Raw genomic sequence first — 12,311 nt, 5'->3', positions numbered from 1 at the left:
TCGGGTCAGGCGCAGCCGAGTTCGCCGAGCATGCCCTGCCGCAGCCGGAGGATGATCCGCTTGATCAGCCGGGACACGTGCATCTGGGAGCATCCGAGCCGCTCCCCGATCTCCGCCTGGGTGGCCTCCTCCACGAACCTCAGGTGGATGATCTCCCGGTCCCGGTCGCTCAGCTCCGCCATCAGCGGGGCGAGGGCGTGGAAGTCCTCGACGAGCTGGAGCCCCTCTTCCTCCACACCGATGAAGTCGGCGAGGACCGCCTCGCCGTCCTCGCGGCCGTCACCGGTGAGCGCGGCGTCCAGGGAGGCGGAGTTGTAGCCGTTGGAGGCGAGCTGGGCCTCGACCACCTGGGACTCGGAGATGTTCATCAGGGTGGCCAGCTCGGCGACCGACGGGTCGCGGTCCAGTCGGCTGGACAGCTCCTCGCGCGCCTTGGCCAGCTCCACCCGCAGCTCCTGGAGCCTGCGCGGCACGTGCACGGCCCAGGTGGTGTCCCGGAAGAACCGCTTGATCTCGCCGACGATGTACGGCAGCGCGAAGGAGGTGAACTCGACCTCGCGCGCGAGTTCGAACCGGTCGATCGCCTTGATCAGGCCGATCATGCCGGTCTGGACGATGTCCTCCATGTCGTCGCCGCGGCCCCGGAACCGTCCGGCCGCGAACCGCACGAGCGACATGTTCATCTCGATAAGCGTGTTACGTGCGTACTGGTACTCGCCCGTGCCCTCTTCCAGCTCGGCGAGCCGGCGGAAGAACTGACGGGACAGCTCCCGCGCGTCACGCGGGGCGACCGACGTCGGGTCCGCGATGCCAGGCAGTGACTCCTCGCCCGTCCTGTCCCGCTCGGTCTGTTCGGCGACCTCTGCTTCCGACCGGATCCCGACGGCGGTGTTCATTGCCTCTCCCCACGAAGTCACGGTACGACGTGTGCCTCAACGGCTTCAGTGTCCGAGTTCTGTGCATGTAACGTCTCCTCCGGGTACCCGGTAACCGGTGGGTTATGCCCCTCGGAGCGCTCACCGCGCGGGTACCCGCGGTGACGCCGCGCATGCGGCCGCCGCGCGGTAATGGCGCGAAACAGCCGGTCGGGCGGCCGGGGTACCCCGGCGGAGTCCCGGGTGGGGGGCAGCACGACCCGGATGCCGGGCGGAAGCCGTCTCACCCGTTCGGATGATCCGGCGTGGGGGCCGATGAGTTTCGCGCCGGGGAGCGGTCGACACACATGACCGTGTTCCACGCCCCGTTCCACGCCCGGGAGGCGTACATGACCACCGACGGATTCACCACGTGTCTCTGGTTCGACGGCCAGGCGGAGGAGGCCGCGCATCACTACGTGTCGGTCTTCAAGAACTCCAGCATCGGGCGCGTCGTCCGGTGGACCGAGTCCGGGCCCGGTCCGGCCGGTTCCGTGCTGACCGTGGACTTCACGGCCAACGGCCAGCGGTTCGTCGCGCTGAACGGCGGCCCCGAGTTCACGTTCAACGAGGCGGTCTCCTTCCAGATCCTCTGCTCCGACCAGCAGGAGATCGACCACTACTGGACCAAGCTCACCGAGAACGGCGGCGAGGGCGGACCCTGCGGCTGGCTCAAGGACAAGTACGGCGTCTCCTGGCAGGTCGTGTACGCGCCGCTCATCGACATGATCGCCGACCCCGACCCGGAGAAGGCCGCGCGCGCCACCCGGGCCATGATGGCCATGGGCAAGCTGGACGCCGCCGCGCTGGAGCAGGCGTACGCCGGCGCGTGAGCCAGGTGGTGGCCGAGACGTGAGGCAGGGGGTGCCCGTCCGCGCGCGCACTCGGCGTCGTCGGCGCCGACGGCCCGCCTTCGTCGACTGCGGGACCGGGTTTTCCGGCCCCCGGCGTTCGGCGCGCGGGCGGTCCGCGGGGTGGATAGCGTGAGGGAGCGGGAGGATCCGGCTCACCGAGAGGGCTCCGCCATGGCCGTGCAACCCGAGGGAACGCCCTGTTGGGCCGATGCGATGTTCAGCGACGTCGAGGGAGCGAAGAGGTTCTACGGCGACGTCCTCGGCTGGACCTTCGGCGAGTCGTCGTCCGCCTACGGCAACTACACCCAGGCCTACGTGGACGGCAAGGCCGTCGCGGCGGTCGTCCCGCCCATGCCCGGCCAGGAGGGCCAGTCGCAGTGGTGCCTGTACCTCGCCTCGCCGGACGCCGCCGCCACCGGGGAGAGGATCCGCGAGCACGGCGGTGAGGTGCTCATGGATCCGATGCAGGTCGGTGACTTCGGCACGATGTGCCTGGCCCGGGAGCCCGGCGGGGCGGTGTTCGGGGTGTGGCAGGCAGGCACCCACGAGGGCTTCGAGGCGGCGGCCACGCCCGGTGCCTACTGCTGGGCCGAAATCTTCACCCGTGAGCCCGAGCGAACGGACGCGTTCCTCACCGCCGTCTTCCCGTACCGGATGAAGGAGATCGACGACGACGCGGTGGACTTCCGGATGTTCGACATCGGTGAGGACACGGTCCTCGGCCGGATGCGGATGACCGACGACTTCCCGCCCGAGGTGCCGTCGTACGTCAACGTCTACTTCACCGTCGACGACTGCGACGCGGCCGTGGACCGGGCGACCAAGCTCGGCGGGATCCTCCGCTTCGGGCCGATGAGCAGCCCCTTCGGCCGGTTCGCGGCGCTCAGCGACCCGCAGGGCGCGAACTTCTCGGTGATCGACATCGCGACCACCGAGGGCGACATGCCCACGATCAAGGAAGTGTGACGGTCGAGGAAGTGTGACGGTCGAGGACGGGTGAGCGTCGAGGGCGGGTGAGCGTCCAGGACGTGTGACGGCCACGGATGCCCGACCGGTCCCGGAACGGAGCCCTCCCGGCCGTCATGGCATGATCGGGCCCATGCGTGAACGTGTGGTGGCCGCGTGCGACGGGGCTTCGAAGGGAAACCCCGGGCCGGCCGGATGGGCGTGGGTGGTCTCGGACGACGACGAGCGGACCCCTGCCCGCTGGGAGGCGGGCCCGCTCGGCCGGGCCACCAACAACGTGGCCGAACTGACGGCCCTGGAACGACTGCTCACGGCCGTCGACCCGGATGTGCCGCTGGAGATCCGGATGGACTCCCAGTACGCGATGAAGGCCGTCACCACCTGGCTGCCCGGCTGGAAGCGCAACGGCTGGAAGACGGCCGCCGGCAAGCCCGTAGCCAACCAGGACCTGGTGGTCCGCATCGACGAACTCCTCGACGGCCGGTCGGTGGAGTTCCGGTACGTTCCCGCCCACCAGGTCGACGGCGACCCGCTGAACGACTTCGCCGACCGCGCGGCCAGCCAGGCGGCCTCCGTCCAGGAACCGGCCGGCAGCGCGCTCGGCTCGGCGCAGCCCCCGCCGTCGCCGGACACCCCGAAGACGGCCGGGGCGCCCCGCCGCAAGGCACCGCGCACCGGCGGCACCGCCTCCTCCCGCACCATCAGCGCGAAGTTCCCCGGCCGTTGCCTGTGCGGCCGGTCCTACGCGGCCGGCGAGAAGATCGCCAAGAACGCGCAGGGCTGGGGCCACCCGGAGTGCCGTACCGCCGAGGCCTGATCAGACGTCGAACGTGTAGTGCGCGGTGTGGTCGAGCAGGTCCGCCGGGCGCACGTCGTTCCACGGCTTCATCGTGTCGTTCAGGTCCACCACGTCCGGCGTGCCGCCCGTCGGCACGTAGCCGGCGCCCGGGTGCCGACGCTGCCACTCCGCCCACAGCTTGTCTATGTAGGCGTGGTGCAGCCAGAACACCGGGTCGTTGGGGGACACGCCGGTGGCCATCTGCCCGCCGACCCAGACGTGCACCCGGTTGTGCAGGTTGACCCCGCGCCAGCCCTCCAGGTGGTTGCGGAAGCCGTCCGAGGCGCTGTTGTACGGCGCCATGTCGTACGTCGCCATCGACAGCACGGAGTCGACCTCGGCGCGCGTCGGGAGTTCGCGCACGCCGGTGCCGAGCGAGCGGCGCAGGAACGTGCGGCCGTCGACGCGGACGTTGACCGGCCAGTTGCCCGTGGACGCGGCGAACGGGCCGTCCATCACCCGGCCGTCGGAGCTGCGTCCGGTGCCTCCCAGGAAGTCCGGCGCCCACAGCGAGGCACGCACCGTCCGGTCGGTGCTCCAGTCCCAGTAGGGCAGTGCGACGGAGGAGTCCACGGACTGCAGCGCCTGTTCGAAGTCGAGCAGGAATCTGCGGTGCCAGGGCAGGAAGGAGGGGGAGCGGTGGCCGGTCCGCTCGCCGCTGTCGGTGTCCGACATGATGAACTCGTTGTGCGTGCGGACGAACTCGTCGTAGCGTCCGTTGCGCTTGAGTTCGAGGACGGCGGCGACGAACCGCCGCTTCTCGTCGGCGGTCAGGGCGGCCTGGTTCTTGCGTACGGTCATGGTGCGCGGTGCTCCGTAAGTCCTTGCGGGGGCGGTCAGTTGGTCGGGAACGGCAGCAGCGGCGCGCCCTGCAGCTCGTCCACCGCGGCGCGGGCGGCGGCGCGCGGGGTCGCCACCGGGGCGTAGTGGCTGACGACGCTGATCCAGGTGCCGTCGGCGTTCTGCATCACGTGCAGCTGCACGCCGTCGACGAACACCGCGTATCCGCCGCCGTGTTCGTGGTGGTGTCCGCCGCCGCTCGCCGGGCCGCCCTGTATTCGGCGGCCCTTGTAGACCTCGTCGAAGGAATCGGGCGCGGTGTGGTCGTGCCGGGCGGCGGCCGTCGCGGCGGGTGCGGCGAGGGCGACGGCCGAGGCCGTCGCGGCGACGGCGGCTGCCGTGGTGAGCGCGCGGCGCCGGGTGATGTCGGGCATGCGGGTCCTCCTGAAGAGTGGTCCGGTGGTGACCACGCATGCCTACCGGGATCTTGTGGAGCGGAAGAAATCGGCCGGAACCGGTTGGCTACGATCCGGACAATTACTTACATGTCGTACAGAGTTGAACCAAGATGATCTTGCTGTGTCTCTGGGTCGGTCCGCTCCGGAACGGGGAATTCCTTGCCGGGGCGCTCGGGATCGCGCCGATCCTTCCCGGCTGCCGTCCGGCCGGGTGGCGCGGGTCACCACGACAGACTGACGCGATCGGGAGGACTCCCACCCCTGCTACCCTCCGGTTCCGATCAACCACGTCGGGTGACTGTCAGGGGTGTACGCGTGAAGATCGTCTGCGTCGGAGGCGGGCCCGCCGGCCTCTGCCTCGCCATCCTGCTCAAGCGGCAGGACCCGTCCCACGACGTCACCGTCCACGAACGCGACCCGGAGGGCTCCACCTACGGCTGGGGCGTGACGTACTGGCGCGGCCTCCTCGACAAGCTCCAGGCGCACGACCCCGACTCCGCGCGCGCCATCGAGGCCCACTCCGTGCGCTGGAGCGAGGGCGTCGCCCAGGTGAACGACCTGACCACCCGGCACCGCGGCGACGAGGGCTTCGGCATCGGCCGGCACCGGCTGCTGGGCCTGCTCGCCGACCGGGCACGCGCCCTCGGCGTCCGCGTGGAGTTCGGCAGCGAGCTGACCGAACCACCCGCCGACGCCGACCTCGTCGTCGCCGCCGACGGCGTGCACAGCGCCCTGCGCACCCACCGGGCCGGCCACTTCGGCACCCGGGTCGTCTCCGGCCGCAACCACTACATCTGGCTCGGCACCACCAAAGTCTTCGACGCCTTCACCTTCGCCTTCACCGAGACCGGCCACGGCTGGATCTGGGCCTACGGCTACGGCTACAGCGGCGACCACAGCACCTGCGTCGTCGAGTGCTCCCCGCAGACCTTCACCGGCCTCGGCCTGGACCGGGCCGACACGGACGAGGGCCTGGCCCTGCTGGAGAAGCTCTTCGCCGGCGCCCTCGACGGCCACCCCCTCATCGCCCGCCCCGGAGCCTGCTGGCAGAACTTCCGCACCCTCACCAACCGCACCTGGCACCACGGCAACCTGGTCCTGCTCGGCGACGCGGCCCACACCACCCACTACTCCGTCGGCGCCGGCACCACCCTCGCCCTGGAGGACGCCATGTGCCTCGCCGGCGCGCTGCGCGAACACGCCGGCCTGCCCGAGGCCCTCGCCGCATACGAGCGACGCCGCCAGGCCGAGCTGCTGTCCGTCCAGAGCGCGGCCCGCTACAGCTCCCAGTGGTACGAGAACCTGCCCCGCTACATCCACCTGCCGCCGCACCGGATGTTCGCCCTGCTCGGCCAGCGTCACTCGCCGCTGCTGCCATACGTCCCGCCGCAGCTGTACTACGGCCTCGACAAGGCGGCCGGACAACTGGAGCCCCTGCGCAGGCTCAAGCGCTGGCTCGGCCCCCGCGCGGCCCGCGCCCTGCAGGCCCGCCGACGCTAGGGCCTGTCTGACGATTCCCGCCGGCCGCAGCAAGGAGACCTCCATGGCCGTACCCGTCCAGTTCGACCACACCTCGACCGGCTACAGCCTCGAACGCGCCTACTGGCTGGCCCGTGCCGCCCAACTGGCCTACGAGGACCGGGCCGCCATCGAGGACCAGGCCGCCCGGTGGGGCTTCGGGGAGGTGCGGCACCACCACACCCGCTTCACTCCGCCCTTCCCGCTGCAGGACACCCAGGCCTACACCATGGCGAGCGACCGGATGATCGTCACCGCGTTCCGCGGCACCGAGCCCGCCCAGATCAAGGACTGGCTCTCCGACACCACCACCCCGCCCTGCCCCGGCCCCGGCGGCAACGGCTACGTCCACCACGGCTTCGCCCAGGCCCTGGACTCGATCCACCCGGCCGTCCACGACGCGCTCGCCGAACTGCGCACCGACGGCCGGGCCGTCTACTTCACCGGGCACAGCCTCGGCGGGGCGCTGGCGATGCTGGCCGGCGCCCGCCTGTACCTGGAGGAGCCGCACCTGGCCGCGGACGGCGTCTACACCTTCGGCCAGCCCCGTACCTGCGACCGGCTGCTGGCCGAGGCCTTCCACCAGGGCTTCGGCGGCCGCATGTACCGCTTCGTCAACAACAACGACGTCGTACCGCAGCTCCCGCCGGAGCCGGCCTTCACCCACGTCAGGGCCCTGCGCTACGTCGACTCCAGGGGCAGGCTGCACGACTCCATGCCGACGCTGTCGGCGCTGGGCGACCGGGCCAGGGGCCTGACCGCCGACCCCTTCGCGCCCGCCTCCGACAGCGTCCGCGACCACTTCATGGGCAACTACCTGGCAGCCCTGGAGCGGAACCTGGCCTGAGCGTCCTCCGCGCTCCCGGCCGGGTTGGTGAATGGCCATTCACTCGATAGAGTGAATTGTTATTCACCGTGAACCCGTGCCTGCCGCAGGAGCGCCGATGGACCAGCCGGACCCGACAGCCCTGCCGCCGGGCACCGGCACACCGGCGCCCCGACTGCGCGACCGGTTCACCATCCCGGTGCTGGCGTCGGGCGGCATCCTCATGGCGGTCATGCAGACCGTCGTCGTCCCCCTGCTCCCCGACCTGCCCCGGCTCACCGGCGCCTCGGCCGCCGCCGTCTCCTGGACGGTGACCGCCACCCTGCTCTCCGGCGCCGTCCTCACCCCCGTGCTCGGCCGGGCCGGCGACATGTACGGCAAGCGCCGGGTGCTCATCGCCGCACTCGCCCTCATGACCGTCGGGTCCGTGCTGTGCGCGCTCTCCTCCGACATCGGCGTGCTCATCGCCGCCCGCGCGCTCCAGGGCGCCGCCGCCTCCGTCGTCCCGCTCTCCATCAGCATCCTGCGGGACGAACTCCCGCCCGAGCGCCGGGGTTCGGCCGTGGCGCTGATGAGTTCCACCGTCGGCATCGGTGCCGCGCTCGGCCTGCCGCTCGCCGCGCTGGTCGTGCAGTACGCCGACTGGCACACCATGTTCTGGCTGACCAGCGCCCTCGGCGCGGCGGGCGTCGCGGCGACCTGGTGGGCGGTGAAGGAGTCCCCGGTGCGGGAGCCCGGGCGGTTCGACGTCCTCGGCGCCCTCGGCCTCGCCGCCGGACTGGTCTGCCTGCTGCTCGGGGTGTCCCAGGGCGGCACCTGGGGCTGGGGGAGCGCGCGCGTCCTCGGGCTGTTCCTCGGCGCCGTCGTCGTCCTCGCCCTGTGGTGGTGGCAGCAGTTGCGTACCGCACGGCCGCTGGTCGATCTGCGGCTGGTCACCCGGCCGCGGGTGGGCCTGTCCCATGTGGCCGCCCTGCTGACCGGATTCGCCTTCTACGCCAACTCCCTGGTCACCGCCCAGCTGGTACAGGCGCCGAAGGCCACCGGATACGGCCTCGGCCTGTCCATCGTCGCCACCGGGCTGTGCCTCCTGCCCGGCGGCGTCACCATGCTGCTGTTCTCACCGCTGTCCGCCCGTATCTCGGCCGCGCGCGGACCGCGGACCACGCTCGCGCTGGGCGCCGCCGTCATCGCCTGCGGGTACGCGCTGCGCATCGCCGACAGCCGCGACCTGTGGATGATCATCGTGGCAGCCACCGTGGTGGCGACCGGCACCACCCTCGCCTACTCCGCGCTGCCGACCCTGATCCTGCGCGCCGTTCCGGCCGCCCAGACCGCCTCCGCCAACGGCGTCAACGTCCTCATGCGCACCATCGGCCAGGCCGTCTCCAGCGCGGCCGTCGCCGCCGTCCTCGTCCACCACAGCAGCCCCCTCGGCGGCGTCCCCGTACCCACCCTGCACGGTTACCAGCTCGCCTTCACCGTGGCGGGCGTCGTCGCCCTCGCGGCCTGCGCGGCGGCCCTGTCCATCCCGGACGACGGCGGCAGCGGCCCCACGCGGCGGGCCCGGGGCGTCACCCGGGGCGCCCGCGACGAGGCGCTGGAGGGCGCGTGAGCACCCCGGCGCCGAAGGGGGCATGAGGGCCATGAGCACGCCACCCGATCACGCTCCCGCCCCCGCACGCCGGGACGCCGAGGCCACCAGGGCCGCCATCCTGAAGGCCGCCCGCTTCCTCCTGGCCCGGCAGGCGCACGCGGACATCACCCTCAAGGCCGTCGCCGACCGGGCCGGCGTCAGCCCGCCGCTGATCCTGAAGTACTTCGGCAACAAGGACGCCCTGTTCGCCCGCGTGATGTCCTTCGACACCGACGCCGACGACCTGCTGGACGCCCCGCTGGACGACCTCGGCCGGCACATGGTCCGGCACGTGCTGTCCAGCCAGCGCCAGCGGGGCGCCGACCCACTGCTGCGCATCGCCTTCGCCCCGCTGCACGGCGACCACGGCGACGTGCTGCGCGCCAACTTCCGCGCCCAGGTGACCGAACGCCTCGCCGACCGGCTCACCGGCCCCGACGCCGGTCTGCGCGCCGAGCTCGCGGTCGCCGCCCTCGTCGGCCTCGGCGTGATGTACGGCATCGCCCGCGGCCCGCACCTGCGCGACACGGACGCCGAAACGGTCGTCGACCGCTACGCGCCCGCCGTGCAGGCGCAGCTGACGCCGGGCGGCCGGCCCACCGGGTGACGCCGCGTCACAACGGGCCCGGTGAGGCACCGGTCCCGGCGGAACGGCAGGCTCCGCGGGACGCCGTACCGGATGACAGACTGACGCCATGGACGAACGCGTAATCGGCAGGTCGGGTCAGTGGGCGTCGGTCGTCGGTCTCGGCACATGGCAGCTGGGCGCCGACTGGGGCGACGTGGACGAAAAGGAGGCCCTGGCCGTCCTGGAGGCGGCGGCCGAGGCCGGGGTCACCTTCTTCGACACGGCCGACGTGTACGGCGACGGGCGCAGCGAGGAGAGCATCGCCTCCTTCCTGCGCGGCCGGCCGGATCTGCATGTGCTCGTGGCCACCAAGATGGGCCGCCGGGTGGAACAGATCCCCGAGAACTACGTCCTGGCCAACTTCCGCGAGTGGAACGACCGCTCACGCCGCAACCTCGGCGTCGACCGCATCGACCTGGTACAGCTGCACTGCCCGCCCACCGCGGTCTATTCCTCGGATGCGGTGTTCGACGCCCTGGACACCCTGGTCGAGGAGGAGCGTGTCGCGGCGTACGGGGTGAGCGTGGAGACCTGCGCCCAGGCACTCACCGCGATCGCCCGGCCGAACGTGGCGAGCGTGCAGATCATCCTCAACCCCTTCCGGATGAAACCGCTGTACGAGGTGCTGCCCGCCGCCCGCGAGGCCGGCGTCGGCATCATCGCGCGCGTCCCGCTCGCCTCCGGGCTGCTGTCCGGCAAGTACACGCGGGACACCGTGTTCGCGGCCGACGACCACCGCACCTTCAACCGGCACGGCGAGGCGTTCGACCAGGGCGAGACGTTCTCCGGAGTCGACTACGGCACGGGAGTCGAGGCCGCCGCCGAGTTCGCCGCGCTCGCCCCGCAGGGGTACACCCCGGCCCAGCTGGCGCTGCGCTGGATCATCGAGCAGGACGGGGTGACCACGGTGATCCCCGGCGCCCGCAGCCCGGAGCAGGCCCGCGCCAACGCCGCCGCCGCCAAGCTGCCGCCACTGCCGCGGGAGACGTTCACCGCCGTCCGCGAGCTGTACGACCGCCGGATCAGGGATCAGGTCGAGCACCGCTGGTGAGCGTGTGACCGCCCGGCCGTTTGAACGGACGGCCGGGCGGTTACACGCACCGCATGACGCAGGATGGGCGGCGCAGGGGGCGCGACGAGACCGAGGAAGAGCGCGCCGACCGGATGTGGGGCGAGCTCATCCAGGAAGTCCGGGTGGCCCAGACGGGCGTACAGATCCTGTTCGGCTTCCTGCTGACCGTCGTCTTCCAGCCGAAGTACGAGCGCCTGGCGACGCCGGACCAGGTGATCTACATCGTGACCGTCGTCCTGGGCTCCTGTGCCACCGGCGCCCTCATCGGCCCGGTGTCCCTGCACCGCCTGGTCGCCGGCCGCCGGGTCAAGCCGCAGGCGGTGCGGCTGGCCTCCCGGCTGACGTTCGTCGGCCTGGTCCTGCTGCTGGTCACGATGACGTCGGCCCTGCTGCTGATCCTCCGGGTGGCCACGCACGACGGCTATGTCCCGTACCTCGTGGCCGGCGTCGTCGCCTGGTACCTCGCGTGCTGGTACGGCCTGCCCCTGTGGGCCCGCCGCAAGCACACGACCCGGCCGGAGGACTAGCGGTCGCCGTGGCCGTCGCCGCCGTCGCTAGGGGCGGACGTAGGGGCGGGTCATGATCTCCATGTTGTGGCCGGACGGGTCCACGAAGTACGCGCCGCGCCCCCCGAACAGGCGGTTCACGCGGCCCGGTTCGCTGTGGTGCGGGTCGGCGTAGTACGTGACGCCGAGCGCCTCCAGGCGGGTGATCATCGAGTCGAACCGCTCCTCGGGCACCAGGAAGGCGTAGTGCTGCGACTGGATCGGCTCCTCGCGCTGTTCGTAGTAGTCGAGTGTCACGCCGTTGCCGAGGTCGACGGGCAGGAACGGTCCGAACGGGGCACCGACGGCCAGTCCCAGTACGGCGGCGAGGAATTCGGCCGACAGCCGCCGGTCCCGGGCGAGAACCGCGGTGTGGTCGAGACGGACGACGGTCGTCGCGGCGTGCTGCTGAACGCTCTGCATGAGTGGGTGTGTCTCCGAGTCTGAGATCCGCTGGACAGGGGCGCCTTCATGGCGCCGGGCAGGAACTCGGAAACGGCGGCGGGCCTCTCGCCCGCCTCGGAGTCACGCCGAGGCCGGGACCCTCACTCGTGTATGGCCCATGGCCGACCCGGCAGTCACCCGAAGAAGGTTACCGATCATTCAGTACGGCCGCAACGCGCCGCCGGAGAGCGCAGCTGACGGTCGTGCACCCGGCTGAGCAGCGGCACGGCGGCACGGCGCCGATCAGCGGAGCAGTTCGCGCACCAGCAGGGCCGGGACGAAGCCCTGCATCAGGTGCCCGAAACGGTCGTACGGCTGCTCAGCCCGCGGAGAGGATCTCCGCCAGCAGCTCGTCCACCGGGATGTGCTCCCGCCCCGGCGCGACGACCTGGTGGGTGGCGCGCAGGAACGCGGCGACGGCGGGCGCCCAGGCGAACACCACGGCGTGGTGCCGGCTGCCGTCCGGCCGGGTGTCCCCGAAGAACTCCATGCGCAGTTCGTGCCAGAGACCGGTGGCGGCCGGCCGCAGCCGCACGTCACCGACGCCCACCGGTCCCGCCAGACCGGCCAAGAGCATCTCCCGGTCCAGCCGCCAGGAGGCCAGCACATGGCCGTCATGGGCGAAGACGGCGGTCACGGCGAACGGGTCGTCGGCGTCGTAGCCGAGATGTACCAGCACCGGACAGCGTCCGGTGCCGGGCGCGAGGAGCTGCACCACCAGTGTCTTGTGCACGAACGAGTTCACCCGCGGGCCTCCGGGAACAATCGGCATAGAGCCCTCTAGGGCCTGTGTGATGTCGTGATCAACCTTTCCGAATCGGGTCCGTCTGGAAGG

14 protein-coding genes and 1 pseudogene are annotated in these 12,311 nt (G+C 71.6%); 9 read left to right on the top strand and 6 right to left on the bottom strand.

Features of this window, described 5'->3' with window-relative positions; translation table 11 throughout:
- Window positions 1-5 precede the first annotated feature (5 nt).
- On the bottom strand, window positions 6-896 hold the full coding sequence (locus AB0B40_RS13500) for a SigB/SigF/SigG family RNA polymerase sigma factor (protein WP_345048645.1): 891 nt from the start codon (window positions 894-896) through the stop codon (window positions 6-8).
- A 368-nt stretch (window positions 897-1,264) separates the two neighbouring features.
- On the opposite strand from AB0B40_RS13500, the gene AB0B40_RS13495 reads away from it, so the two are divergent.
- From AB0B40_RS13495 to AB0B40_RS13485, 3 genes are all read left to right on the top strand, one after another.
- On the top strand, window positions 1,265-1,747 hold the full coding sequence (locus tag AB0B40_RS13495) for a VOC family protein (protein WP_345048815.1): 483 nt from the start codon (window positions 1,265-1,267) through the stop codon (window positions 1,745-1,747).
- Window positions 1,748-1,939: 192 nt separating this feature from the next.
- Window positions 1,940-2,734 (top strand): VOC family protein, encoded by a 795-nt coding sequence (locus AB0B40_RS13490; protein WP_345048643.1) that lies wholly within the window; start codon window positions 1,940-1,942, stop codon window positions 2,732-2,734.
- A gap of 121 nt (window positions 2,735-2,855) precedes the next feature.
- Window positions 2,856-3,551, top strand: coding sequence for a ribonuclease H (locus AB0B40_RS13485; RefSeq protein ID WP_345048642.1), 696 nt, complete (start codon window positions 2,856-2,858; stop codon window positions 3,549-3,551).
- Here AB0B40_RS13485 and AB0B40_RS13480 read toward each other — a convergent pair whose 3' ends face one another.
- Both AB0B40_RS13480 and AB0B40_RS13475 read right to left on the bottom strand, forming a co-directional pair.
- Window positions 3,552-4,373 (bottom strand): tyrosinase family protein, encoded by an 822-nt coding sequence (locus tag AB0B40_RS13480; protein ID WP_345048640.1) that lies wholly within the window; start codon window positions 4,371-4,373, stop codon window positions 3,552-3,554.
- Window positions 4,374-4,408: 35 nt separating this feature from the next.
- A complete protein-coding gene (locus AB0B40_RS13475) occupies window positions 4,409-4,786 on the bottom strand; it encodes a tyrosinase cofactor (protein ID WP_345048639.1) in 378 nt (125 codons plus the stop codon).
- Between the two features lie 339 nt (window positions 4,787-5,125).
- Between AB0B40_RS13475 and AB0B40_RS13470 the strand changes: the two genes are divergently transcribed.
- The 6 genes from AB0B40_RS13470 to AB0B40_RS13445 all read left to right on the top strand — a co-directional run bounded on the left by AB0B40_RS13470 (window position 5,126) and on the right by AB0B40_RS13445 (window position 11,014).
- Window positions 5,126-6,310, top strand: a complete 1,185-nt coding sequence (locus tag AB0B40_RS13470; protein ID WP_345048637.1) for an FAD-dependent monooxygenase — start codon at window positions 5,126-5,128, stop codon at window positions 6,308-6,310.
- Window positions 6,311-6,353: 43 nt separating this feature from the next.
- Window positions 6,354-7,175: a lipase family protein gene (locus AB0B40_RS13465; RefSeq protein ID WP_345048635.1), complete on the top strand. Its 822-nt coding sequence runs from the start codon at window positions 6,354-6,356 to the stop codon at window positions 7,173-7,175.
- 97 nt (window positions 7,176-7,272) lie between these two features.
- On the top strand, window positions 7,273-8,766 hold the full coding sequence (locus AB0B40_RS13460) for an MFS transporter (RefSeq protein WP_362263947.1): 1,494 nt from the start codon (window positions 7,273-7,275) through the stop codon (window positions 8,764-8,766).
- Window positions 8,767-8,788: 22 nt separating this feature from the next.
- Complete coding sequence (locus tag AB0B40_RS13455; RefSeq protein WP_362263946.1) at window positions 8,789-9,394, top strand: TetR family transcriptional regulator; 606 nt, start codon at window positions 8,789-8,791, stop codon at window positions 9,392-9,394.
- Window positions 9,395-9,482: 88 nt separating this feature from the next.
- On the top strand, window positions 9,483-10,466 hold the full coding sequence (locus AB0B40_RS13450; RefSeq protein ID WP_345048631.1) for an aldo/keto reductase: 984 nt from the start codon (window positions 9,483-9,485) through the stop codon (window positions 10,464-10,466).
- 53 nt (window positions 10,467-10,519) lie between these two features.
- Window positions 10,520-11,014 carry a DUF6328 family protein gene (locus tag AB0B40_RS13445; RefSeq protein WP_345048629.1) on the top strand — a complete coding sequence of 165 codons (495 nt, stop codon included), beginning with the start codon at window positions 10,520-10,522 and terminating at the stop codon, window positions 11,012-11,014.
- A 27-nt stretch (window positions 11,015-11,041) separates the two neighbouring features.
- Here AB0B40_RS13445 and AB0B40_RS13440 read toward each other — a convergent pair whose 3' ends face one another.
- The 3 genes and pseudogenes from AB0B40_RS13440 to AB0B40_RS13430 all read right to left on the bottom strand — a co-directional run bounded on the left by AB0B40_RS13440 (window position 11,042) and on the right by AB0B40_RS13430 (window position 12,221).
- Window positions 11,042-11,455 (bottom strand): VOC family protein, encoded by a 414-nt coding sequence (locus AB0B40_RS13440; protein ID WP_345048627.1) that lies wholly within the window; start codon window positions 11,453-11,455, stop codon window positions 11,042-11,044.
- A 267-nt stretch (window positions 11,456-11,722) separates the two neighbouring features.
- Window positions 11,723-11,791: pseudogene (locus AB0B40_RS13435) on the bottom strand (DUF2238 domain-containing protein); the annotation flags it as partial.
- 4 nt (window positions 11,792-11,795) lie between these two features.
- A complete protein-coding gene (locus AB0B40_RS13430; RefSeq protein ID WP_345048626.1) occupies window positions 11,796-12,221 on the bottom strand; it encodes an SsgA family sporulation/cell division regulator in 426 nt (141 codons plus the stop codon).
- Window positions 12,222-12,311: the final 90 nt, after the last annotated feature.

Source organism: Streptomyces sp. NPDC042638 (assembly GCF_040647235.1).
GTDB lineage: Bacteria > Actinomycetota > Actinomycetes > Streptomycetales > Streptomycetaceae > Streptomyces > Streptomyces rameus.
The sequence above is the reverse complement of the archived record's forward strand: the minus strand, read 5'-3'. Positions and strand labels throughout refer to the sequence as shown.